Here is a 25,223-nt window from a genome sequence, read left to right on the forward strand (position 1 = left end):
CGGCGAATTAACGGAATACTGGCCCGAGGAGGTCACACCGCTGTCATGCAGCGACTGTTAAATCGTCAGTTTTTCATTTTTGCAGGATACCTGATCTCTTGAACGACACCCCCCTTGGCATTTTATTTGGACTTTTAGCCTTTCTGATTGTCTGTTCCGGCTTTTTCTCCAGCTCCGAAACCGGCATGATGTCACTTAACCGCTATAGGTTGAGCCACAAAGCAAAAAATCGTGACAAAGGAGCGTTGCGGGTAAGCCGTCTACTGGAGCGTCCTGATCGCCTGATTGGCGTTATTCTGATCGGCAACAACTTCGTCAATATTCTTGCATCTGCCATTGCTACTGTTATTGCTGTCCGCCTATACGGTGATGCCGGTATTGCTATCGCCACAGCGCTACTGACCTTAGTTATTCTGATCTTTGCTGAGGTTACGCCTAAGACATTAGCCGCGATGCACCCCGAGAAAATCGCTTATCCTGCATCTCTGCTGCTCACTCCCCTTCTTAAAATCATGTACCCTCTGGTATTTCTGGTAAATGCCATTACCAACGGTCTTCTTAAGGTGATGGGAGTTAATCAGAATGACAGTAGTAATGATCAGCTAACACCAGAAGAGCTTCGCACGGTCGTGCTTGAAGCAGGGGCAATGATACCCCGTCGGCACAAAACCATGCTGCTGAGCATCCTGGATCTGGAGTCAATGACCGTTGATGATATTATGATCCCCCGTCATGATATTCAGGGTATTAATCTCGATGATCCGGTGGAATCTATTATTGAGCAGCTGCAGAACTGCCAACACACTCGTCTGATTCTGTATAAAGGTGACATCAATAACGTACTGGGCATTCTGCATATGCGCAACGCATCACGCTTTATGGCCCGACAGACGCCAACTAAAGAAGATCTTCTGGCAGAAGCCCGTGAACCCTACTTTATCCCGGAAACAACGCCATTACAGACACAGCTCCTTAATTTCCAGCGCCTGAAGCGTCGCATTGGTATTGTGGTAGACGAATACGGTGATGTACTCGGCATTGTCACACTGGAAGATATCCTTGAAGAGATTGTGGGTGACTTTACCTCCCCAATGAGCGGCCATAATGATGAGATCAAACCGGATGGTAACGGCAACTTTGAAGTCGAAGGTGCTGCCAGTATCCGGGATATCAACAAAACACTGGATTGGGCCCTGCCTGTTGACGGCCCTAAGACACTGAATGGGCTGATTATTGAGCACCTGGAAGCGATTCCTGAAGCACCGGTATGCATGAGCTTTGGCCCCTATCGCTTAGAAACGCTGGAGATAAGTGGCAATTTTGTACAAAAGGTCCGCTGCAAAGAGACCCCAAAAGGTAAGAAAAAGAACCGCCCCTAGTCTTTAACTTGCCCTAAGCCCTTCGTCCGCCCAGCCGCCAAAAAGCGGCTGATTGCGTTATAAGCGTCCTGACAAGCCTCCGGCACCAGCGACTCCAGATTGAGAAAAGCGTGCAGCATTTGCTCGTAACAAACACCGTCGACGTCAACTCCTGCATTGATCAGCTTTCCGAAGAAAAATCCGGCCTCATCCCTCAGTGGATCATAACCCGCACTCATCAGTAAGGTCCTAGGGAAATGTGATGGCACCGGCATTGCTGATGGCGAGACCGAAAGCGGCTCCACCCTGCCTTGCAGATACTGATCGAAATACCAGCGCATCCGCTCTTCCGTCAGGAAATACCCTTCAGAAAATTGCTGAATCGAGCCTGCCTGCATGCGGTAGTCAAGACTCGGATACAGCAAAACCAGAGCCTCTGGATAACCGGGCAGCGTTTTCGGTTGCTGTAAGCAAAGGGTCGCAGCCATAGCCGCGCCGCCAGAGTCCCCTATCATCATCACTCTGATACCAGGCGACAGTTGAAACGTATCGAGCACGTGCGGTAAAAGCCTCATCAGTTCGGCAACACTTTTAATACCTGCCGGCCAGGGGTTTGCAGGAGCCAGAGGATAATCCATGGCCAATACCGCCTGACCACTCTCCTGAGCCAGTCTTCGGCAGATAGGATCGTAAACCTCAATACTACCCGCAACATGGCCACCACCATGAACAAAAAGAACGAGTGCATCCGGTTTTTCCACTGCCTGATAAAGCATCAGAGGAAGAGGACACTGAAGCGCTTCAGTCAAATCATCGCCGCCTAATACAGCACCTTCAACCCGGTATAACTCAGGACCTGCGCAAACAAATCGAGAGGTAATTCCCGCTAGCGCCTGCCGTGCAGCCTCAGGTGTTGCTGTTTTCTGCTCTGGAGGAAGACTCGCCAGTAGCTGATTAAACTGTATCCGCCAATGCTCCAACGCAGGGTGGAGTGGCTTCAATGTCTCAGCTGAAAACGCTGACAGCGGTGTGCTAACAACATCCCGAGCAATTTCTTTTGACTGAGATAGCTTCATAGCTCCCCCTGCAAATAATGAATCAAGCATGATCAGGGTAACTGAATTCCAGTACCTGAATATTTCCCATTTCACGCCCTAGAGAAAAACTCGCTCCCAGCTTCTGTGCTAATTTGATCGACGGCTTGTTCTCACTGTGAATCAGGCTAATCAGTGGTTCCTGAGGGATATATGCTCTCTGGTATGCCAGAGCTGCCTGAGCCGCCTCAAAGGCAAAGCCCTTACGCCAGTTCTCTTTGATGATCATCCAACCCAGCTCCATGCCCGGCCAGCCCTCCGGTTGATACAGGCCAACCCGACCAATGACTTTTTTTGTCCGTTTTTCTTCTACAGCCCAAAGACCAATACCCTTCAGCCACCAATGCCCCATCAGATATGCCATGCTTTGCCAGGCTTGCTCAGCATTCAGCGGCACTCCCTGGCCAACATAGCGTACAACATCCGGATCACTCACCATGCTGTGATACGCCGCAAAGTCTGACTGCCGGAAGGCTCTTAAAATAAGGCGCTCTGTTTCAAGCATGGGCACAGGCATCTCTTCTGAGATAGCCACTTCAGAGGCCCGCACTCCTGGAATTTTATTGGCAGTCATCTGACCATCCTCTTCAATTTTCCTTTACAATCAAACTAACGCATTCAGATTAATGAGAAAATCCATGCCCCTAAACACACTTCGTCATCGCTACTTTCAACTGCTTGATGGAGAACAGGCGTTCAGTATCACCGGAAAGCTCATCAATGGCTTTATTATCATTCTTATCGTTCTGAACGTTACCGGTGTTATTCTGGAAACCATACCCGAGATTGGGGAACAGTACTCACCCTACTTCCAAATTCTTGAAGTTTTCTCAGTACTGGTATTCACTCTGGAATATCTGATTCGAGTCTGGATTAGCGCTGAAAACCCCAAATACGGACCCGGCATCAAGGGAAAATTGCGTTATATCTTCTCTCCAATCGCACTAATTGACCTGCTTGTTATTCTGCCTTTTTACCTATCGTTTTTTATCAATATAGATCTACGATATCTCCGGCTGCTACGACTGCTGCGACTACTGAAGCTCTCTCATTATATTCGCAGTATGGATATTTTTATTAAGGTTGTAGCTTCAGAATTGGCATCTCTGGCCTCAGCTGTCTTTGCTGTTTTGGTACTGGTCGTACTTGCCGCTTGCGTGATGTTTGCATTAGAGCACCAGGCGCAGCCAGAGGCCTTCAAAAGTGTACTCGATGCCATTTGGTGGGCAGTTGTTACCATGACCACAGTGGGTTACGGTGATATCACGCCGGTAACAGCCGGTGGCAAGGTTCTCGCCATTCTGATTATGCTGCTGGGTGTCGGCACAGTTGCCTTGCCAGCGGGTATGCTGGCAGCAAGATTCTCTGAAGAGCTGCAGGACCGGAAATCCGCAATGACCGCGGAAGTCATTAATGCTCTGGAAGATGGCGAACTGAGCAGGAACGAAAAAAGCATGCTCGCCCGCCTGAGTAATAAATACGGGATTTCTGAAGAGGACCTGAACCAGATCATTCGCAATAAAAAGCTGGAGCTTGGGCACCAATTACACTGCCCAAAGTGCGGAGCTCATATTACCGATAAGATATGATTAACTGGCAGAACCAGGTATTACCAGGGAATCTGGCTTAACCGTTAATACTGAGCACTTGACGGAACTCAGTAAACTTTCAGCCGTGTTGCCAATGACAACACCTTTTATTCCTGTTCTTGCTACCGTACCCATGATCAGGAGGCCCACATTCAGTAAGTTAACCATACCCGCCAACTTCTCAGCCGCAACACCCTGAACAACATGTCCGGTGGGGGAGATATATTGATAAACATCACCACCAAATTTCTTTTTCAATTCAGCTTCTAAGTCAGTCAGAGCAGCAGATTTATGCCGGAACTCTTCATTCTCCATAGCACGCCGAAACTGGTCAGGTTCATCAGACCAAACACTCAGAACATCAGCCTTAACAGATTCATACACTGTCACAAAGTGCAGCGCAGCCAGATCCTGACTGGCAAAATAAACACCGAGCTCTGCTAACATCTGGTTAAATGCGGTGTTATTGCCGCACTCAGAGTGATCAAAGTCCAGTGCCACCATAATAGATTTCAAAGGCATTGGCGTATCAGGCTTCAGAAGCCAGACAGGACAGGGGCATTTGCGTAATAGTTGCGTATCATCATCGCCAAGTAGCTGATCAAGCCAATCTTTATCTTCAGCCTCTTTGATCACAAGGTCAAAACTCTGCCTGCCAACCAACTCAATGGCATCACTCACCAACTTCCCCCGGGAGATATGGATAGGTAACTGTTCTAAAGCATCGCCCTGGGCTTCTTTAAAAGTGATCTCACACAGTTGCTTCCGTATCTGCGCAACCTGCTCTGTTTCAGAAACGTCAGCGCCCTTACCTTTTCCAACAGGAGCAGAAATCATTAAAGTCAGAGATAAGTTAGCCTGCTCTGCAATTTTCAATACTCTGCATACTGTTTTCTCTGAATAGCCGGTCTGCAGCAGGCATAAAATATTTTTAAATTGTTTCATGACATCCTTAACCTGTTTTTAAAGTTTCGCAACGCTTTACAGAGCGAGCATTTATCTGGCAGCCAGAGCAATGTATCTATTCAATCTGCTCCAGTAATGTTTCCATAATGTCATTCATCGTAATAATGCCTATCAGTTCATTATTTGACAGTACAAGTAAACGTTTAACATCAGACTTTGTCATTAACGTAGCAACATGTTTTACAGCCAGGTCTTCTCCAACAGTAATCACAGGCTTAACACATACATCGTATACATTCAGGAGATCAATATCGCCCTCTTCAGCAAATACGGTCTTAAGTATATTTGAGTATGTAATAATCCCCCAGGCATCATGAGGTGAATTCCGTTCAACAACAAGCGACTTGATTCTATGCTGTTTCATCAACGCTAAGGCATCGCGTAGCCTGGCAAAAGGGCTGATGCTTACAACATTTGTCACCATAACATCTTTTACGATTTGCATTACATTACTCCTGAAATCCTTGAAAACCTTATATTAACTATTTTATTAATACACCTTGGTTTATTAAATTTTCTCTTTCAAGTGGGATTCAAATCTCTCGAACTGAGAATGATCAATCCCCCCCAGATGCTCCAAAGGCGTTGTGAATACAAGACCTTTAGACCCTTCATCCGGAGTAACAACCAATTTCTGCAACGCCTTCATAATATTCAGGGACAGGCGTTTCTCGAGCACCATAATAAGAACACTCTGACTGCCATCATAACTGAGACCGAAAAAGGTTTTTTTGACCTCATTACTTATACCGCGTCCATTCAGAACCGTAATACCACCCGCACCAAGATCACGGGCTGTATCAATGGCTTTTTGCTCCAAGTCCTGAGGAATAATCGCGACGAGCACAGAAAATTTCATAGGTTCACCTTGTGATATTTTGCGACTAAATCTGAAACAATCGCGTAAATCATGACTGAAATAATAGGGAATATAGATGCAAAAGCGATAAGTCCAAAACCATCGATCAGCACATTGCGACCCTCAATATTTGATGCCAGCCCAATCCCCAGGGCTGTCACCAAAGGTACCGTCACCTCAGAGGTCGTGACCCCTCCGAGATCATACGCTAAAGAAACAATGAATTTAGGCGCTAACAGAGTCAGGAAGACCACCAGGATATAGCCGGTCATTACATAGTAATGCATGGAACCACCGCTAATGATTCTATGCACACCTATCGTTATTCCGACAGCAACACCCAGAGCGACAAGGTAACGAATTGTATTGCCATTAATCTGCCCTGCAGCTGCTTCTTCCGCTTGCTTTCCGATAGCTAACAGTGCGGGCTCAGCCATCGTTGTCGCAAAACCTATCATGAAAGCGAATAAATAAATAAAAAACACACGGTCTAAATGGATAAGTTGCTCCGCCATATTATTTCCTATCGGAAACAACCCCATCTTCAGACCGATCACAAATGCGTACAAACCTACAATAACCAGGGAAAAGCCAAAAACTATTCTGGCTGGATTAGATAAAGGTCGGCGTAGAACAAGGTACTGGAAAAAAAGGATCGTCAGAATAATAGGCAAAACATCACGTAACATTGATGCAAGATCGAAAAAAATCTTGAGCAAGAAATGAGGCGTTACAGAGTGCTCAGAAGCAACTGCCTCAGAAGCGATATTCAAAGTCTCCGCTGACGATGAGTAAACAACGATACCATACAACTGAACACTGATCATTGGCACCATTACAGCCAAGGCTACCAAGCCAAAGCCATCCCGAAGAGGGTTGCGCCCACGAATAGATGCAGCTAAACCTATCCCCATAGCCGCAATAAGAGGAACCGTAACAATATTTGTTGTCACACCACCGGAATCATAGGCCAGGCCTACAATTTCTTCAGGAGCAAAGTAAGTTGCAACAACTACGAGGATGTACCCAGGAACAATAATCCAGTGCAGGGGGATGCCTGCAATAATCCGGAAAACACCTAATCCGGTCACAAACCCCACGGAAGTAGCAACCAGTATCCGTAGTGTAAAAGCATCAATTCTTCCCTCGCTGATATCCTGAGCCTGCTGGGCTACTGCAATCAATGCAGGCTCAGCGATAACAGCAGAAAAACCTATAGCAAAGCCGAAACAGACCAGAAGGGGCGCCGAGCCACGCTCTGCAAATTGATTTGAAAGACTCTTACCTACCGGAAAAATACTTAGCTCTAGTCCTTGTAAAAATAATGCTACTCCAAAGGCCACAATTAAGAGCCCAATCAGCATCCCCATCGCATCATTTGGCATCTGCTGAAGAATCAGAAACTGAAAAAAAACGACAACAGCAACAATAGGAAAGAGATTGCGCAATGCATGTATAAATGAGATTTGAAAGTCTTTGAAGTATTGTTCCATTCAGCAGCCCCTTGCCTGCCAAACCTTTTCTCGGGAAAGAAGGTTTGGATAAAATAATTTTATTTACCTCAGCACGGGCTATCGAACATATACGGAAAATAAAGTTCCGTTTAAAACACCAATTATATAACTGATTGTTTTATCCTTTGATCTATATCAAAAACATTCTTTATGGAGCGCATTCTTTTGCACAGTATCTGCTATATCGGGCTTTCTCAGTGGAACCATAAACACTGGAAGCAGGGACCTTTGATGGGGAGCAGTCAACGATCTGTTCTCAGTCGTTACAGCAGTTACTTTTCCTCTGTAGAAGGCAATACCAGCTTTTACGGCCTGCCGGAGGCACAAACGGTGCAGGACTGGTATCAGCAAACACCGGAGCACTTTCGGTTCTGCTTTAAACTACCGCGCAGTATTACCCATGACCGCTTGCTGCAGGTACCCGAAGAGGAGCTGGTGACAGCCCTTGATCGCTTTACCCTGCTTAAAGAAAAACTGGGTATGATCTTTCTGCAGCTACCTGAAAGTTTCGGGCCAGAACGACTACCGTTACTCGAATCATTTATCTGCAGTCTTCCCAATAGCATAAATTTCAGCTTAGAAGTGCGTCACCAAGGCTTTTTCAATAAAGATGAGGCGGAACGCCAACTAAACGCTCTTTTGATGGAACACAGCATCAATCGCGTTCAGTTTGATACCCGTGCTTTGTTTAAGAACCCGGCAGATGATGAAGATACTCTGGAAGCCTTGAAAGCCAAGCCCAACCTGCCTCTGCATGTGATCGCCACCGGACAAAACCCTATGGTGCGTTTTATCACAGCGAAAGACTGGCAAAGCTGTGAATTAAACCATAAAGTGAAAAAAATAAACCAAAAGGTGAAAAATCAACCATAAGTTGAAAAATTTACTACCCTTTAAGGTGCTTCTCATTTTATGAGTGTTTACAGCCAAACTAGGCTACTCTGGCACATAATTAAGGTAGTGAACATGTACAATCGCAACCTCAGAAAACCGAGTCCGGTCAAAAATGTCTACAAATTCGCCAGCCGTAAAAATCATAGCACTATCATGTGCGAAAGTAGCCTAGAATTTGACGCCTGCTTTCATCTTGAATACTCAGACAAAGTAGTTAATTTCGCCTCTCAACCTACTGGCATAGAATATTTTGATAATGCTAATAAAAAGAGGCGCTATACCCCAGATTTTTCCGTTTCTTATCAAGACGGCACTTCAAATTTAATCGAAGTGAAACCGGCCAAAAAATTACTATCCCCAGACTTTCAGAATGACTTTTCACAAAAGTTAAATGCATATAAAGAAATTGGGGAAACCTTGATCTTGGTGACTGAAAATCAAATTCGCAGTGAACCGACTCTTACTAACTATAAGATCCTACACCGCTACGCCTCCTTTCTGGGAGACTCTGAACTACAAGCTGAAATCAAAAAACGACTTCACGAAACAAAAAATTTAAGCGTTGCTAGGCTCGCTTCTCTGCTTAATCTCGAAGAGCAAAATCTCATACCTGTATGTGCAATGATGCTTGCTAAAGGATATCTAACTGCTGACTTACAAGCGTCAAAATTTACTGAATTAACACTAACACCATTCGAGGATTAAACACATGTTCGAAGACGAGTATAGCCCAGAATACATAGATAATCTCGATGGTGGTTTTATCGAACATAACGAAGGGGAAGAAGATACTTACGACTTAGATTGCTTTCCAAAAGAGCAACAACAAATAGCTGTCGCAAAAACGAAATTCATTCTGAATATCCGCAAAAAGCTAAAAGATAAAGGATGGACTAAAGAGAATGTGATGCCGATAGTCGATGCTCTTTATGACGCAAGCTTGCCATTTAAATCGCCAAGCCTTAGCAGTGTTCAAAGGTGGCATCGCAGCCTTTCCCAGAATCAAGATAATCCCGCTGTTCTGGTCTCGAAACACCATAGAAAAGGAAATAGGAACTCCAAGGTAGGAGACGACAAGTACTTCGATTTAGCCCTTGAGCGATTCCTTAAAGCAACTCGCCCAACGGCTATGAGTGCCTATCGATATTACGAGAGTCAAATGTTGATCGATATTGAAAATGGCAAGTACGAGGGCCGTCCTATTTCTCAGACAGCCTTTTACAAACGCCTGGCAAAGCTTTCTAGTTACGAAGTCACTGCCAAAAGGTATGGAAAGTACAAAGCGGACATGAAATTTGGGTATAAAGGAGGGCCTCTTAAGCTTGAAAGACCTTTACAACGCGTTGAAATTGATCATACCCCACTAGACTTGATATTACTTGATGATGAAACTTTACACCCTCTGGGTCGTCCTTATTTGACTATTCTTAAAGACTCTCTCAGTAAATGCATTATTGGGTACCATCTATCCTTTCAGGCTCCAAGCTATGCCTCTGCCTCAAAGGCTATTTGCCATGCTATGCTCCCCAAAAAAATTAAAGGTCCGGATGGCAAACCCTCTTGGGAATGTCATGGCAAAATTGAAACTTTAGTTGCAGATAACGGTGCAGAGTTCTGGTCAGAATCATTAGAGCACTTTTGTCTTGAAGCGGGTATCAACATTCAATATAACAAAGTAGGTCAACCGTGGGGCAAGGGGCTGGTTGAGCGAAATTTTTTAACAATCCAACAGCTCATTCTTGATGATTTGGAAGGAAAGACCTTTTCTAATAATGTAGAAAGGGCAGATTATAACTCCGTCAAAAATGCGAAGTTTAAATTCTCTCGGTTTGTGAAAGCTTTTGAAACATGGGTTGCTGAAGTATTTAATTGGGAGCCTAATCAGAAAAAAACACATGTACCGATGCTCGAATGGCGCAAGGCTGTAAACAAATTCCCTCCTAATGAATTAACTCCCCCAGAGCATGAGCATATCAAACTCATATCAGGGATACTAAAGAAGCCAGCCCTTCAGAATAATGGAATTATCTTTGAACATCTTAGATATGATTCCAAAGAACTTGCAGACTACCGCAAACAATTTTGTCGTGATAAGAAAATAAAAGTTACAACCAAGGTTAATATTGACGATTTAGGTTTCGCATACGTCTACCTTTTCGAATACGAACGCTACCTGAAGGTTCCATGCGTAGATTTTCAGTATGCATCGGGCCTATCTTATGAAAAGCATAAGGTTCATATCACCTACATAAGGAAGTACAACAAGATACATGGCAAAAGCGGACTGGATCAAGCACGTGCTAAACAGCACATTGCTGAGATCCTTGAAGATATCGATGCTTCGGCTAAGGAAAGCAGCTCTAAACAGAAGAAAGTTGGTGGAATGAAAAAAGCAGCCCGTGTAAAAGGAGTCGATAGCGTATCTGTTCAAACTCGTCGTGAAAAAGATTCAAATCCGGTCAAACAGCCATCATCTTTGGCCGATCTTGAAATGATATGGCAAGAGGATACGTAAATGCCAAAACTCACAGATGCTCAGAAAGCCAACATACGGCAATTTAAAGATTCATTTTGCCTTTACTACAGTATCAAAAAACTATTAAGCGACCTCGAAACGGTTTTTGAAAGCAGTGAGATAGGCGGTGAACCGCTGTCTATGCTCATCACTGGAGATACGGGCTCGGGAAAGTCCTCGACAATAAATCATTTCATTAAGAGTAAAATATCTCCTCAAACCGGTAGAGCTCCGATTCTATCTACACGAGTGCCTAGCAGAGCAACTGCTGAAGAAACAACAAAGCAAATGCTAATTGATCTGGGTGTTTTTGGAAGCTCTGTTTCCAGCAGGAAATCATCAGACCAAAATCTTACTAATCGCCTAATTTCTGCAGTTAAGGATTCGGGGATTAAGCTCATCATAATCAATGAGTTTCAGGAGCTCGTTGAGTTTAAAAAACCTAAAGATCAACAAGTAATCTCCAACCGGCTAAAGGTTATTAGTGAAAGTACTGAGGTCCCTTTGATTTTTGTGGGTATGCCCTGGTCTGATGAAATCAGACAAGATCCACAATGGTCTTCACGTCTTGCTACGCGATCTCATAATATCGAGTATTTTTCCATCATAAAAAAACCAAGGCAATTTCGTGACTTTATGAAGGCATTAAAAAGTCACATACCTATCCAGCGATCAGATGATATGGATAACATGGAGGAAGACCTGAGAATCTTTGCAGCAACTTGCGGAGAGCAGAGACAAATCAAAGCTCTTATGACAGAAGTATATCGACTATGCCTAATTCAAGAGCAACCAATCAGCCTTAAAATATATGACGAAGCATTCAGAAATCTCTATCCGACTGCTAACGACCAGCCATTCAAGGGCAAATTAGAGCAGGTAAACTTTAGAGAAATCGAGATGAGCTCTCGATATATACGCGGCGACTCGATGTACCCCGCGCATATCGAGCCAGCAAAACTATCTGAGTTCTATTCTTTGAGCGAACTACTGAGTAAATCTTAAGCTAGACGAAAAGGCTTCTCTGATTTACCGATGGAATTTAAGAGTAGTTTGTCTTTTACCTTAAATAAAGCATGGTTATCTGCCTGCAATAATTACGAAAACGCTAAATAACTCGCCAACAGCCTTTCCCTGAATGATTTAAGGTTCACTTCAAACGATACCGATTTACTGTTTTCTTGCTCATAAAGGCCTAAGCCAGCAAGCTCAGAAGCCGATATCCCTTGGTCTGCATTAGTGTAAGTGGAGGCACCGCAGTACCCCGCAGGCTCCGAACACACCTCTATAGCAGCTCCACGTACTTGTTCTGAACCCTCGTACACATAGCACCCCGGCACATCTTCATTTAAGCGCTCTGCGTACTCGACCAAGCTTGGTTCGGCGAGCATATAGAGATAAGCCTGATTCTCTTGGTCCGGCGTTGTGCGTATAACCCTACCAGTGATCTGTCGGAAATAGAGCTCTGTGGTTACATCTGTGAGATGACAGCAAACCTGCAAGCGCGGAATATCAGTACCTTCAGCGATCATCGCAATACTGATAATCCACTCTGCATCACCGTTTTTGAAGTCATCAATCAGATCTGCAGAATCGTCCTGATAGCAGGAAACGACCGTCGCTTTTTTGCCAAATACTGACGCAAGTAGCTCTTGAATTTGAAGCGCATGCTCATAGGAAGAGGCCACAATAAGCCCACCAGCACGGGGAGATGTTTGACGGAGCTCAGAGAGCTTTGAAACGCCCTTACCTAATAAATACTCAATGATTTCAGGATGCTTAATAAGGTCCCGATATCCAAGTTCACCGCTCTCAAGTAATGCGGCTATATCCTGATATGCAGTGAACTCCTGCTGACGTTTAACAGTGATATCTTCAATATCAATTGCTGTGACCTGCGGCATTCTGCACACACCATCTCTGATCGCTTCGGCCAAACCATAGGAGAAGTCACAGAGGATGTTTCCTTCTGGATCGGCATAACGGGCAAAAGGAAGGGGTAGTGTATCAGTCCGCCATGGTGTTCCCGTAAGCGATAACGTGTAAGTTGCCAGTTCCTGAATACTGCTGAGAAGGTGCAGCCCCCAGCTGTTAAACTCCGATACACCATCTCCAGCACAATGATGAATTTCATCAAATACCACCAGCACACGGCTATTGCGAAGGTCGCTGATAAGTTGGTTGGCATTAATCAGGGAGTGGTAGGTTTTTGATACTCCAATTGCCCCCAGGCGCCCATGAAATGGTCGCTCCAGAACCGACCGAAAGGTTTTTTCTATGCTTGAAGCAACAACACGGGATGGCGAAAAGCAAACGACATAATCAACCTGATCGTTGGTAATAAGCTGCTTAGCGACCTGGGCTGCCAGCATAGTTTTACCTGCCCCTGGTGACGCCAAAACCAGAAAATGAGACTGATTTTTGTAGGCTATTACAGCCTGCTCCAGGCAGTCTTGCTGCCAGCGTCTCAACATGCTGATGCTCTCTCCACAGAGGTCGCATCAATAATTTTCTGAATCGCATTCAGCCTGCCATAAAGCAGAGCGGCTGAGTCTCTTGATTCATTCAGCAAGTCTGCAATAACTTTTTGCGCCTCAGGAAACTTTGCTAGGTAATCCTGAAATGCCTCGACCTCACCCATTTTGAGCTTCAACTCTGCAGACAGTTTATCTTTCTCCTGTCGTAGTGAAGATGCACAAATGGCTGATTCGGGTTTATAGCCATGTTCGTTCCGATTTTTGACCGGGCTAGCAAGCATCTCCACCAGTGCATCGCTAAAAACATATCTTGTGGAGTTTCTCTCACCTTCCGAGTACAGCAGATTTTTCTTCTTGAGCTGATGAATATGCCGTCCGACAAAGCGCGTAGCCTCAGCTTCCTGAAGCTGATTAACCTCCATTACCAGTTGGATCAGTTCTTTTCGGCCTATGCTCGCAGCATCGACTTTGCGAAGAATGTTCGCAAAAACGAAATTGATATTGGTTTTTCTCGCGCTCATTTCAAATCTCGAAACCATAAAACTTAGGATTGCTAAGTATACAGAAATCAGCAAAACTTAGACAATCTAAGCAACCTAGGCTTCCAAGATGATGTTCAATTGTTATCCGACAACCCAATCCCAATACGACTCAAGCAAGCTCGCACAAGAGCAGGCATCTCCCAGAAAGCACTTGGGATAAAGATTGGTATGGATGAAAGTTCTGCCAGTGGCCGAATGAACCACTATGAAAAGGGTCGCCACGTTCCGGATGTGGCAACACTGAGGAAAATTGCGGCTGAGCTAAACGTACCGCTGAATTTCTTCTTCTGTGAAGATGAGCTCAGTGCGGAGCTAGCCTGCCTGATAGCCAAGCTGGATGAAAAGAAAAAGCAGGAACTGATTGAGCTCCTCAGCCATCGGGACTAAGCCATGAACGCACCAGCGATTCACCCATCTCAATTTTCATATAGCTTCCTTGTCGATATAACCAGTCAGATAAGCAAAAGCCATCCCATCCAGCCGTTCTTTCGTTTTTTCCCACTGCGGCATCACTTGCTTCATCAGCCGGTAAAAGCGCTCGCTGTGATTATGTTCAGCGATATGACAGAGCTCATGCAGGATCACGTAATCGATGCACTCGCGGGGGGCTTTAACTAGGTGAGGGTTCAAAGTGATACGCCCATTAGGCGAGCAACTGCCCCACCGGGTTTTCATCGTCAGGATACGGATTGGCGGTTTACCACTAACCCATAACGTCTGCTCCAATAGGTCATTCATGCGCTTAGCGAAGAGCTCTCTTGCACGTGCCTTGTACCAGTCGTTCAGAAGCTGTTGCACCTTCTGCGGGCTTTTCTGGCGAACGGTTACTTCCAGCTTGCCCCGCAGCAGTTTCACGCCCTGAGGCTGTTCTGATGTCTCTATGACCTTAAGCAGATACTGCTTCCCCAGGTAATAATGACTTTCACCACTGATGTACTGACGCGGGGTGATATGTTCCAACTGCAGGCGAAAATCCCGCAGCTGCTCATAAATCCAGCGGGCGCGCTTTTTTACAGCCTGCAGTACCGAAGCATCTTCAGCCGACTCCGGTGCCGCCACAACCACCCGGCAATCCGGATGAACTTTTATCTGAACCTTACCGGTGGCTTTCGGGCGTTTCTCCCGCAAAAAGGAGATACGCTCATCGCCATAGTAAAAGCTCAGTGACCGGCCTTCCGGATAGATAGGAACACTCATTCTATTTCTGGTTACCGCAACTGAATGGATTAACTGCCATGGTTAAGCCCAACACGGGTGATCTGAACAATCATCTCAACCAGTTTTTTCGCCTGATCCATTCCGGCACCGACCGCCTTGGTTTCTTTAAACATCAATGGCAGCAGTTTTTTACGGATATCCGCCTCAATGTTGCCAGGATTAATGGAGTTTTCGGCAACGGATTGAGCCACATGGCCATCAATCTCAAACGCCAGAGCCACCCATTTATCCTGCACCTGCTGATCGGAAATGGTGAAGACTTCAGGCAGTACCTTTTTAAAGACGCCAAAATAAGCCTGAGCGTGACGATTATCCTGGAATGCATCCGGAATATCCGGCAGCTTTCGCTGCTCTGCCTGTTCCGCAAATTCCTGAAACAGCATGTACTGCTTCAAAGGATGATCGAACAGCTGCTCCGCTTCTTCTATCGCCTGACGCAATAACTTGGAGAAAGCCTCCTGAGCATAAGGATCATCCTGCATATCCTGTTCAATCATGCGGGTGACACGGGTTTTGATAATGTCCGTCTCGTTTCGGGTCTTTTCCTCAGTCCATTTCTCCGGCTCCTGAGACTGGCCCATTTTGCCGACTTCGTAAGCGCCTTCAGATTCCCGGATATCAACACCCACCACATGCTTATCCAGCAGCTTTTTCACCTGAGCCGCATAAGCGTCGTAATCAACCTGCTCACCGGTATCCTGCTTCACCAGACGGCGCAGATTGGACATCGCTTTAACGGTTTCTTTGTAGTGCTGACGATCTTCCGGGGTGAAGCTTTTGTCTTCAAAGAAGGTGGTTGATTGCAAAGCAACCTTCAGGCAGCTGGCAAAGTTAGTCAGCGCTTCGTAGAAGTCTTCCCGCTTTTTAAGATGAGTGTCCACCAGTTCTCCGGGAATGCCCGCAGCGGCATCACCGCCACGCTCTTCTATTTTCGGCACCAACACCTGACGTAGCTGTTCGATATCCTGCTTGTTTTTTACACCATCAAAAATGGCCCACAGGGTTTTATACAACTGAGGCAGGCGCTTATATTCCGTGCTCATCTGGTCGTACAAGCCCTTAATATCATCAATGTCGTAGCCGCCCTAGGTGCGGGAGGCCAGATCCTGATATTTGCCAATGGTGGTATCCAGTTCAGCCAGAATGCCCCGATAGTCAATCAGATAACCAAACTCTTTTTTCGGGTGCAGCCGGTTCACACGGGCAATCGCCTGAATCAGGTTATGGCCTTTCAGGGGCTTGTCGATATACAGCACCGCATTCTTGGGTTCATCAAAACCGGTCAGCAGCTTGTCCACCACAATCAGCATGCGCAGCGGATCTTCATCATCGGCAAACCGTTCCACCATGCGGCGGGTATAGACCTTCTCATCTTCAGAACCGACGTTTTCTTTCCACCAGCGGGTGACTTCCGGAAGGGCTGCTTCATCTATAGAGCTGTTACCCTCACGGGTATCCGGTGGGCTCATAATAATGGTGGATTCAAAACGGCTGCTTGCCGGCAGCAGGGCCAAGGCTTCATCCAGATACTTTTTGTACTTAACCGCAGAGGCTTTGCTGTCACAGGCCAACTGGCCGTTAAGATCATCATCCAGATTTTCAACAAAGTGCTTTACGATATCTTCTGCGATTAACTGGATGCGGTCGTTTGCCTGATAAAGCTCGCCTTTTTTGGCGTATTTTCTTTTCAGATCCGCTTTCTGCTCTTCGCTCAGGTCGGTCGTGATGCGGTTAAAGCCTGCATCGATCGCCCGCTCGTTAACATCCAGATCAGGGATACGCTCCTCATACAGCAAAGGGGTAACGGTTTTATCTTCAACCGCCCGCTGCATGGTGTAGGCATGAATGATTTTGCCGAACTTGTTCTCGGTTTTATCGTCTTTCAGCAGAGGTGTACCGGTGAAAGCAACAAAGGCCGCATTGGGCAACGCCTGACGCATCTGGATATTGTTTTCACCATCCTGGCTGCGGTGTCCTTCATCCACCAAAACGATAATATCTGAGCTATCGTTTTTGCATTCCGGCAGTTTGGTCGCCGTATTAAACTTCTGGATCAGCGAGAAGATAATGCGCTCGTTGCCTTTACCGATCTGCGCAGCCAGACGACGGCCGGAAGTGGCCATGGCAGCGCTTTTATCTTTCTTACTGGCCAGCTCACCACCCGAGGTAAAAGTGGCGCTGAGCTGCGCTTCCAGATCCACCCGGTCGGTAATCACCACGATTCGGCACTGCTTAAGATCATCATGCAGGATCAGGGTTTTACTTAGAAACACCATGGTCAGAGATTTACCGGAGCCTGTGGTATGCCAGATAACCCCACCTTCACGGCCACCAGTCATTTTACGCATTTTGATACGCTCAATCAGAGTCTTAATACCAAACACCTGCTGATAGCGGGCGACAATCTTGCCGATTTTTTTATCAAACAGGGTGAAGTAGCGCACCATCTCCAGCAGGCGCTGCGGGCTCAAGAGGCTCATCAGCAGTTCATCCTGCCCGGAAACCGACAGCTCACCGGCAGCGATCAAGCTTTCATACCAGTCCCGATCTACGGGCTTACGGTGACCAAACAGATTATCCAGCTTAGCGGATGTCAGCTTGGTGTTTTTAATCACCAGCTTATCCGTATCGGTCAGCTCTTCTTCACGCCAGGCTGCCCAGAATTTATCCGGCGTACCACAGGTGCCATAACGGCCTTTAAAGCCGTTAATTGACAGTAACAACTGGCTGTAGGCAAACAGATGCGGGATCTCATCCGGGCGCTGGTTGCGCAGACATTGGGATATACCCTCTGCAACCGTTGGGCCCTTGTTACCATCCGGACGCTTGGCTTCAATCACCACCAGCGGAATACCATTCACAAAACAGACGATATCCGGGCGACGCTTATCCTGATGGGAGGAACCCACACCACCGGAGCGACTAACGGTAAACTCTTCAGTAAAGGTGAAGCTGTTATTCGCGATATTTTGCCAGTCGATCAAAGCGATGGTCGGACTGACCTTTTTGCCATCGACAAATTCCGTAACCGAGATACCGTACAGCAGGTGGTTGTAGATCTTCTCGTTAGCACTGAGCAAGCCTTCATTCAGCGCCGGACTGCAGATCTCAGCAATCAGGTTATCGATGGATTTCTGGGATAAAGGATACTGCTGACCGGCGTAGGTAAAACGGCGCTTTTGCAGCTCTGCTTGCAGGACATCCCGCAGAACTACCTGATCGAATTTACCATCACGGGCTGCCAACGCCTGATCCGGTGGCAAAAAAGACCAGCCAAGGTTGGTGAGTAACGCTAAAGCAGGCAGTTTAGCGCTGTATTCTTCCTGAAATTTCGGGGCTGCAAGAACTACCATAGCTGGCACCTGTGTATCCATATAGGCTTATATTAATTAACTATTAAAATATCACAAATCCTCTTTGAAACCCCATCTCTTATCCATATATATATCACGTGTAAGTTAACACCAAAAATTGAACCCAATAAATTTAAAACAAAGGCAATCAAAATTGCCAAGCCAGCCATAAAGCTATTTTTATAATCACTTACAACATCGTAGGAAACCAAGCTATCCGGAATGCTCTTATAGGCAGCATAAAAAACTGACACCGCCATAATAAAACAAAATACAGCCGAAAATATTGAGGCAATTTTCATTGATATTAATTCAATCCTTAAACTGGACTTATTAATCTTACTCTCTTTCTCCAAAGCCTCTAAGGCTAATCTTTTTATCTCCAAGTCCTTTTCCTTTCTTATTAACTCGACCTCTTTTTCTTTGTCGCCAATATATTTTCTTTTTATTTCTCCAACAATATCAAAAATATTTTCTTCAGAGAAATCCTCACCAACATCAACAGATACATCATGCACAAGATTAAGCAGATCAGAATCCCACCTTACAAGGGTAAAGTCCTCTACTGAAATCTCCCCCTTCTTTTCTAAAAGTTGGAGTTTATCTACAAATGACTTCCAGAACCGATCGTCGGTATATAACAGCCCATATGCAGATGCAACTATTTGATCCATTGGAAGAGTATTAAATATTTCAGGACTTTTTAACCAGAAAATTGCTGTCATCCACTGCTCAGATACAACAAGAGGTATACTTCTTTTTATTGGTATTTCGTCGTCAAAAAAATCATTTGCATATTTTACTAGGCCTGTATTTGAAGTTACAAAAAGATCCATTTTTTTATTCAAGTCATTTATCTGACGCCCCTTCCTAAGATTGCAAACCCTAGAAATACAAACAGTATCATGATCAAGATTCTTATTTTCTTTAAAATTTGACGATATAGCCGCTTCTAGTTCTTTTTCATCACACAAGTACTTAGGGTCATACTTAAACCCATAGGAAACCTCTATTCCATGTTCTTCAATTCTAGATTTGAGGAGCTTTATCTCAGTATCTAGTCTTTCAGAATCATATCCTTGAGACCTAAGTAGCTCCAATGTCTTAGTATTGAACCTTTTCACTCTCCCCTTTTTTAAATCATCTCTCCAAGCACTAATAAGCATTTCAGCTTCATCTAATGATTTTTCAAAAATACGCAGTTTTATACAAAAGCTTTTTAAAAGAGATACAAATTCACCGATAGATTTTTTTCTTTGGCTACCACTAAAACCAAGCATACCGATAATCAATGGCGTATCAAGATAAACAGTTATTGAATCAAACTTCTTCTTACTTCCTATTTTATCCGCCAAACAAAGATAGTTAGCAAGAACCATACCTTTAACAATTCTTGAAAAATGATCTAACGTAGATGTTTTCTCTTTATGTATATGACTAATAAATGATGCTGTAACATGGTCGGTATTTTTAATTTTCGAATAAAGCTGACCCTTTTCGAACCTATTGTGAGTTGCAACAGAGGAAATATTGCTCTCAATAAAATCAGTTAGTAAAGCATCACAATCCTCGCTTGCAAGCTCTTTGTCAAAATTGGACTTGGCAAATAATTTAAAATCATCTCTTAGTATTTCAATAGAAGTCTCAATATCTTCCTTTTTTTCATCGTAACCATTTTTCCATTTATTCACCTCTTTAGAATTAGGGATAAAAGAATGGTTCTCCCTAATTAAAATATCCCTTCTCTTTGCCCTTGTTATAAAAACCTTTATTGCAGACAAAGGAGGTTTAATGCAAAAGTATTGAAAAAACTTATCTTGCATTAAAATCGGTGTAATTTCTTCACCATCTAGCTCTGAAATAATCACAGCAATAAACGGCAAAAAAAGGTCAATCTCATCGGATTTCTCATTTGCTTTCAGAGATTCTAGTAAGGCAAGATGTATAAGAGGGTTTTTAATTTCCATATAGATATGAAATCCTTCTATTTGATATTTACTTGACGTTTGCCCGTCAACAACTGCTGCATCAGGGCTTTTTTCTCTTGCTTTAATGCTTCCAGCTTTTGTTGCAGAACAGAAATTTCCTGATCGGCGGTGGAAAGGACAGCAGCAATTTTTTGTTGTTCTTCCAATGAAGGAATAACGACAAAACACTTTCCAACATGAGAGGGTCCAAAGTTTAATTGCGCAGATCCTGTTGCTTGCCGTCTGATTTGATTTTTGAATACCAGAGACTGCATGAAATAATGAAAGTAAGTTATATCAACACCACCATCACTTAGAGGCTTAAATCTCATCGTGCTAGTGTTCATACAAAGGGGTAAATGCGCCGTCGATGCGAAAGCGATCTTCTCGTCGAACCGATCAACAGAGATGCCTGAACACGCTATGAGTAAATCACCATCATCAACTAGAAAGTGCTTATACGTCCCAAGACATTCCTCTTCCGAAATACGGGTTTTCGTATTGCTTAAATCTATTTTATTGAACTGAATGTTGGTTCCATTAAATAATTTTACACCTTGTTCCGTAAATTGATGCTTACGCACACCTGGGCCTTCCTGATACCAAAGGTGCTTTTTAATCAGTTCGACTTTCCAATCGCTTGGTAAAGCACCTAGCTTACTCTTAGCAAATCCGTCACGAACTGAATAAGCATAGTTGCCATTCAAGCTGAAGCGCTTCTTGCCCGTCAGCAGTTGCTGCATCAGGGCTTTTTTCTGCTGCTGACTGTTCGCAAGCAGCTGTTCAGTGGTGGTAATGGCCTTATCCCAAGTGGAGAGAATCTGAGCGATTTTCTTTTGTTCAGAGAGAGGTGGGGCATCAAATGATATCGCACGTATCGTTGATAAGTTCAGTCCTGCCTTGGCTCCAGCATCGTTCAAGCGATTAATCTTAGAATTCATCGCCTTAGATGACAGCAAATAAGCTATAAACTGACTATCAGCAGTGTCCTGATTTATACGGATAAGTGCTGTATGCTGATTAATATAAGCCTCACCCAGCCCATCGTTAACCCATCCAATTTTTCCTAATTCGGCAGTAATCGACATGAGAATGTCTCCTAGCTGCAACGAAGTACGCCGCCCATCGGCTGAGTCACTTTGAATATCAACAAATTTTAAATCTGTAAGATTTAGCCAGATATTTTCACGCTGTAGATTTGTCATCCGAATGAATTTTGCACCGCTATCAGAATAATACTGAGCCCAATCTCGTGACCCACTGGTAATAGCGGAGCTAATCTTAGCTAAACTTAAATGACTCCATCCATCAGGCATCATAACCCAGCTCCTTCAGGTACTTATCCATTTCACCTTCCAGTTCATTCAGCTGAGCTTTCAGCTTCTCGCGTTCGGCACGCACGGCCATTAGGTCGATCTCTTCTTCTTCCTCGAAGGTATCCACGTAACGGGGGATATTCAGGTTGTAGTCATTCTCTTTGATCTCGTCGAGGGTCGCTACATAAGCGTACTTATCGACGTTTTCACAACTACGGAAGGTGTCCACAATTTTGCTGATATTGGCTTCGGTCAGCAGGTTTTGGTTTTTACCGGCTTTAAACTCTCTGGAGGCGTCAATAAACAGGACTTCCTCTTTGGTCTTTTGCTTTTTGAACACCAGAATCGAAGCGGGGATACCTGTGCCGTAAAAGAGTTTTTCCGGCAGGCCGATCACCGCGTCCAGCAGGTTTTCATCAATCAGCTGTTTACGGATTTTGCCCTCAGATGAGCCCCGGAAGAGTACGCCATGAGGCACAACGACACCCATGCGCCCTGTGGTTGGTTTCAGGGTTTCAATCATGTGTAGGATAAACGCGTAGTCACCCTTGGTTTTAGGTGGCACACCACGGCGGAAGCGGCTGAACGGGTCGTTGGCGGCTTCATCATGACCCCATTTATCCAGCGAGAAGGGCGGGTTAGCAGTCACAATATCAAACAGCATCAGGTTGCCGTTCTGATCCAGCAGCTTAGGGTTGCGAATGGTGTCGCCCCATTCGATTTTATGGTTGTCCTCGCCATGCAGGAACATATTCATTTTTGCCAACGACCAGGTAGAGCCGATCGCTTCCTGTCCGTACAGGGCGTATTGCTTGCTGTCGTGATTGGCAACCACCTTGCGACCACACTTCATCAGCAGCGAGCCGGAACCACAGGCGGGGTCACAGATACTGTCGCCGGGCTGAGGATCTAACAGTTCAGCAATCAGATCAGAAACCTCAGGCGGGGTATAGAACTCACCGGCTTTCTGGCCACCACTGGCGGCAAAGTTTTTAATCAGGTATTCGTAGGCGTTACCAATCACATCCAGCGTGCCGACCCGACTGGGCTTCAGGTTAAGATCTTCTTTGGCAAAGTCTTCCAGCAGATGACGCAGAATGGTGTTTTTCTGCTTCTCTTCGCCCAGCTTGTCGGTGTTGAACGAGATATCCTGGAACACGCTTTTGCCGGCATCTTTCAGCTTGGTGCCGTTAGCTTCTTCAATGGCGTGCAGCGCCTGATCAATACGCTCACCATTACCCGGTTCATGGCGTTTTTCGTACAGTGTGTAAAAACTGGCAGACGTTGGCAGAACGAAGCGCTCGTTCTTCATCATCTCATCGATCAGCTCAGGCTCATCACCGTATTCTGCCTTGTAGCCATCATAGTGATCCTGCCAAACGTCTGAGATGTACTTCAGAAACAGCATGGTGAGGATAAAGTCTTTGTAGGTATCCGCGCTGATGGTGCCCCGGAAGGTGTCGCAAGCATTCCAGAGGGCCTTATTGATGTTGTCCTGGTTGATCTTATCGGTACTCATCTATTTCGATTCCTTAAGCAGCTGCTGAAACATGCCTTGCATCTGGGTTTCACGATTTTTAAGCAGGGCTTTTGTCAGCTCCTGTTCCTGCTCCCACAACTGGTTGATATGCAGGATTTTCTGTTGCGTTTCTAAACTGGGAATATCCAGTGTTAACTCTTTTGCCATCTTGGCGGTCAGCATCACAATGCTGCTGCCTTGGCTGCCAGCCCCTTCCGCCAGCCAGTATTGCAGTGCCGGTTGATTCAGAGACCAGCAGAGAAATTCAGGCAGTACGGCATCATTAGGCGTAATGATTAAAAACTGACTACTGACCACTAGAGGTAAAGCATCATTATTTTGGGTGATACATGATGCACGAAAATACCCCCCTTTAGACCCTCGGGCGGGCAGAATAACAGAGCCTGCACCAACAAAGGCTTTATCTTTGCCATCCCACTGAATCCTGGGCAGCTGATCCGCACCCAACGTCGATCTGTTGGTTGCTTCCCAGCTACTGCGGGCATCTTTAATTTGAGCGATATGGGCATTACCGCCTTCGGTCAGCTCCGTCACCTTGCCACGAAAGGTGTAACCGGTACGGATCGATGCGATCTCAGCCAATGATTTTTGATGAGTGGTAAACGACACCAAATCCCCCTATGCAGGCAGAACGAGCTGCCTTAATCAATATCAGGCCGACTCTGCAAGAGCCTGCATTAACCTACCTCAAAACATCCACCAAAAATACAGTAGAGCATTAATGAAAACCATCTTACCAAAAAATGTGCATTTTGAAAACTTTTAATACAGTAGCAATTCTATGTATTTTTTATTTTAACTGTGCTTTGATGTCTTCAGATCTAAAAATCAGTCTGTCGAATCACAGGGGTTTGAATGCCACGATTACCTGCACACATTCAGATCTATTCCGATGAATCACTGGAAAGCTACCTGCTCAGGCTTTGCCAGGCTAACTACTTTGATTCCTTTTATGATTTTGCTCTGGAGTTAAAGCATTTGCTTTGGGAGCAAGAGTCAGGAGCTGCAGGCGGGCTGCCAACAGAGTTGGCGGCTATCAATATCTATCACGCCCAACAGGATAGTGGCAGACGATCACAGGCGCTCTTTCTTGTTGAAAAAATGCTGGAGCTGAAGCCATTCACATTGTTGGATATCACTTTTAAGCATGGGACGTCCGTAGACCTGTATCAACGAGCAACGGTTAGCTACCAAAACCACATCATCCCAAGACACTACCTTCGCCAAAATTCCATTCCCATTTGTCCAGTATGCCTACAAGGCGAACAACCATATATCCGTTATTTGTGGCATCTGGAACCGGTAAAAGCCTGTGTGGAGCATAACTGCAAGCTTGTTGAATGCTGCCCACGATGCAATGAAACCCTGAACTATATGGAGTCAGAGCTGATTACACACTGCTTTTGTGGATTTGATCTCAGAAAGTGTGAGCAGGAGCCAGCAGATGCGAAGAGTTATTGGCAGCTGAACCCTGAGGCTTTTTCTGCCTTTGGTGACTGCAGTTTCTCCGAGAAGCTGGCTGTGCTGTCTCTTTTAGAGCAACTGGCATCGGATAAAAATCAGGAAGTTTTACTACGTGAAGGCATCGACTTTTTCAGTCGCTTGCTGGAAGAACGTATTTCAGAGCAATTAACCCTCGCCACCAAGCCCTTATCTAAGCTGTCTTTTCGTACTCTGTCCGCCGGATTGATCGATGAGTTATCCAAAGTCTCAAACCTTCCTCAAGGTCTTATCTCCGGTGTGATTAAAGCGATTCTTATCAAAGCGCTGGATACCCCAAAAACGTCACTTGGCTGCCTTGGTGATTCTTTGTTGAGCCCCAGGGAATGCGCGTTTCTGTTGCAGTCATCGGTTAATGATATTTACCGACTGTATGAGACAGGTGTTCTATCCCCGGCGATCCGTTTGCCATCAAAGCAGACCATTCAAAGTTATCAAACCATTTTTCGATTACAGGATATCGCTGGATTCACACTGTCCTGCTCAAGCTTTATGGCCGTGACCTCATCCAGATAAGGATT

General features: G+C 45.2%; 23 protein-coding genes. 8 read left to right on the forward strand and 15 right to left on the reverse strand.

The annotated features are described in order from the left end of the window. Positions 1-98: 98 nt before the first annotated feature. Positions 99-1,379, forward strand: a complete 1,281-nt coding sequence (locus BTA35_RS04685; RefSeq protein ID WP_238377482.1) for an HlyC/CorC family transporter — start codon at positions 99-101, stop codon at positions 1,377-1,379. Here the strand turns inward: BTA35_RS04685 and BTA35_RS04690 are convergent. Then, complete coding sequence (locus tag BTA35_RS04690) at positions 1,376-2,434, reverse strand: alpha/beta hydrolase fold domain-containing protein (protein WP_160055084.1); 1,059 nt, start codon at positions 2,432-2,434, stop codon at positions 1,376-1,378. The two genes, BTA35_RS04685 and BTA35_RS04690, sit on opposite strands and share 4 nt — an antisense overlap. A gap of 22 nt (positions 2,435-2,456) precedes the next feature. Beyond that, positions 2,457-3,026 carry a GNAT family N-acetyltransferase gene (locus BTA35_RS04695; RefSeq protein ID WP_077243229.1) on the reverse strand — a complete coding sequence of 190 codons (570 nt, stop codon included), beginning with the start codon at positions 3,024-3,026 and terminating at the stop codon, positions 2,457-2,459. 64 nt (positions 3,027-3,090) lie between these two features. Here BTA35_RS04695 and BTA35_RS04700 point away from each other — a divergent pair, with 64 nt between their 5' ends. Next, complete coding sequence (locus BTA35_RS04700; RefSeq protein WP_160055081.1) at positions 3,091-4,041, forward strand: potassium channel family protein; 951 nt, start codon at positions 3,091-3,093, stop codon at positions 4,039-4,041. Here the strand turns inward: BTA35_RS04700 and BTA35_RS04705 are convergent, their stop codons facing one another. The 4 genes from BTA35_RS04705 to BTA35_RS18775 all read right to left on the reverse strand — a co-directional run bounded on the left by BTA35_RS04705 (position 4,042) and on the right by BTA35_RS18775 (position 7,359). After that, entirely contained in the window at positions 4,042-4,986 is a 945-nt protein-coding gene (locus BTA35_RS04705) for a universal stress protein (protein WP_077243231.1), read from the reverse strand. Positions 4,987-5,062: 76 nt separating this feature from the next. After that, positions 5,063-5,452 carry a CBS domain-containing protein gene (locus BTA35_RS04710; protein ID WP_077243232.1) on the reverse strand — a complete coding sequence of 130 codons (390 nt, stop codon included), beginning with the start codon at positions 5,450-5,452 and terminating at the stop codon, positions 5,063-5,065. A 63-nt stretch (positions 5,453-5,515) separates the two neighbouring features. Beyond that, entirely contained in the window at positions 5,516-5,866 is a 351-nt protein-coding gene (locus tag BTA35_RS04715) for a transcriptional regulator (protein ID WP_077243233.1), read from the reverse strand. Continuing rightward, entirely contained in the window at positions 5,863-7,359 is a 1,497-nt protein-coding gene (locus BTA35_RS18775) for a DUF1538 domain-containing protein (RefSeq protein WP_077243234.1), read from the reverse strand. The genes BTA35_RS04715 and BTA35_RS18775 overlap by 4 nt, the downstream gene beginning before the upstream one ends. A 171-nt stretch (positions 7,360-7,530) precedes the next feature. Here BTA35_RS18775 and BTA35_RS04725 point away from each other — a divergent pair, with 171 nt between their 5' ends. The 4 genes from BTA35_RS04725 (at position 7,531) to BTA35_RS04740 (ending at position 11,794) form a co-directional block, all read left to right on the forward strand. Continuing rightward, positions 7,531-8,253 carry a DUF72 domain-containing protein gene (locus BTA35_RS04725; protein ID WP_077243235.1) on the forward strand — a complete coding sequence of 241 codons (723 nt, stop codon included), beginning with the start codon at positions 7,531-7,533 and terminating at the stop codon, positions 8,251-8,253. Between the two features lie 93 nt (positions 8,254-8,346). Beyond that, a complete protein-coding gene (locus BTA35_RS04730) occupies positions 8,347-8,979 on the forward strand; it encodes a TnsA endonuclease N-terminal domain-containing protein (RefSeq protein ID WP_160055078.1) in 633 nt (210 codons plus the stop codon). A 4-nt stretch (positions 8,980-8,983) separates the two neighbouring features. Next, positions 8,984-10,789 (forward strand): integrase catalytic domain-containing protein, encoded by a 1,806-nt coding sequence (locus BTA35_RS04735; RefSeq protein ID WP_077243237.1) that lies wholly within the window; start codon positions 8,984-8,986, stop codon positions 10,787-10,789. Beyond that, positions 10,790-11,794 (forward strand): TniB family NTP-binding protein, encoded by a 1,005-nt coding sequence (locus BTA35_RS04740; protein WP_077243238.1) that lies wholly within the window; start codon positions 10,790-10,792, stop codon positions 11,792-11,794. 92 nt (positions 11,795-11,886) lie between these two features. On the opposite strand, the gene BTA35_RS04745 is transcribed toward BTA35_RS04740, so the two are convergent. Together BTA35_RS04745 and BTA35_RS04750 are read right to left on the reverse strand one after the other, a co-directional pair. Next, positions 11,887-13,263 carry a DEAD/DEAH box helicase gene (locus tag BTA35_RS04745; protein ID WP_077243239.1) on the reverse strand — a complete coding sequence of 459 codons (1,377 nt, stop codon included), beginning with the start codon at positions 13,261-13,263 and terminating at the stop codon, positions 11,887-11,889. After that, entirely contained in the window at positions 13,257-13,841 is a 585-nt protein-coding gene (locus BTA35_RS04750) for a VspR family transcription factor (RefSeq protein WP_139363614.1), read from the reverse strand. The genes BTA35_RS04745 and BTA35_RS04750 overlap by 7 nt, the downstream gene beginning before the upstream one ends. A 45-nt stretch (positions 13,842-13,886) precedes the next feature. Between BTA35_RS04750 and BTA35_RS04755 the strand changes: the two genes are divergently transcribed. Then, positions 13,887-14,195 (forward strand): helix-turn-helix transcriptional regulator, encoded by a 309-nt coding sequence (locus BTA35_RS04755; RefSeq protein ID WP_077243241.1) that lies wholly within the window; start codon positions 13,887-13,889, stop codon positions 14,193-14,195. 36 nt (positions 14,196-14,231) lie between these two features. Here the strand turns inward: BTA35_RS04755 and BTA35_RS04760 are convergent, their stop codons facing one another. The 7 genes from BTA35_RS04760 to BTA35_RS04785 are packed head-to-tail and all read right to left on the reverse strand — an operon-like array spanning position 14,232 to position 23,811. After that, positions 14,232-15,005 (reverse strand): M48 family metallopeptidase, encoded by a 774-nt coding sequence (locus BTA35_RS04760; protein WP_077243242.1) that lies wholly within the window; start codon positions 15,003-15,005, stop codon positions 14,232-14,234. Between the two features lie 29 nt (positions 15,006-15,034). After that, positions 15,035-16,069: a hypothetical protein gene (locus BTA35_RS18415; RefSeq protein WP_238377483.1), complete on the reverse strand. Its 1,035-nt coding sequence runs from the start codon at positions 16,067-16,069 to the stop codon at positions 15,035-15,037. Positions 16,070-16,111: 42 nt separating this feature from the next. Then, positions 16,112-18,379, reverse strand: a complete 2,268-nt coding sequence (locus tag BTA35_RS04765; RefSeq protein WP_238377484.1) for a type I restriction endonuclease subunit R — start codon at positions 18,377-18,379, stop codon at positions 16,112-16,114. Positions 18,380-18,411: 32 nt separating this feature from the next. Beyond that, positions 18,412-20,346 carry a hypothetical protein gene (locus BTA35_RS04770; protein ID WP_077243243.1) on the reverse strand — a complete coding sequence of 645 codons (1,935 nt, stop codon included), beginning with the start codon at positions 20,344-20,346 and terminating at the stop codon, positions 18,412-18,414. A 17-nt stretch (positions 20,347-20,363) separates the two neighbouring features. After that, on the reverse strand, positions 20,364-21,665 hold the full coding sequence (locus tag BTA35_RS17715; protein ID WP_139363615.1) for a restriction endonuclease subunit S: 1,302 nt from the start codon (positions 21,663-21,665) through the stop codon (positions 20,364-20,366). Continuing rightward, a complete protein-coding gene (locus BTA35_RS04780) occupies positions 21,655-23,181 on the reverse strand; it encodes a type I restriction-modification system subunit M (protein ID WP_077243244.1) in 1,527 nt (508 codons plus the stop codon). Before BTA35_RS04780 ends, BTA35_RS17715 begins: the two co-directional genes overlap by 11 nt. After that, positions 23,182-23,811: a restriction endonuclease subunit S gene (locus BTA35_RS04785; RefSeq protein WP_077243245.1), complete on the reverse strand. Its 630-nt coding sequence runs from the start codon at positions 23,809-23,811 to the stop codon at positions 23,182-23,184. It lies immediately after the preceding gene. 246 nt (positions 23,812-24,057) lie between these two features. Between BTA35_RS04785 and BTA35_RS04790 the strand changes: the two genes are divergently transcribed. After that, the gene (locus tag BTA35_RS04790) at positions 24,058-25,218 is read left to right on the forward strand and encodes a TniQ family protein (protein ID WP_077243246.1); all 1,161 of its coding nucleotides are present in this window, start codon (positions 24,058-24,060) and stop codon (positions 25,216-25,218) included. Positions 25,219-25,223: the final 5 nt, after the last annotated feature.

The organism is Oceanospirillum linum, from assembly GCF_001995095.2.
Classification (GTDB): Bacteria; Pseudomonadota; Gammaproteobacteria; order Pseudomonadales; family Halomonadaceae; genus Oceanospirillum; species Oceanospirillum linum.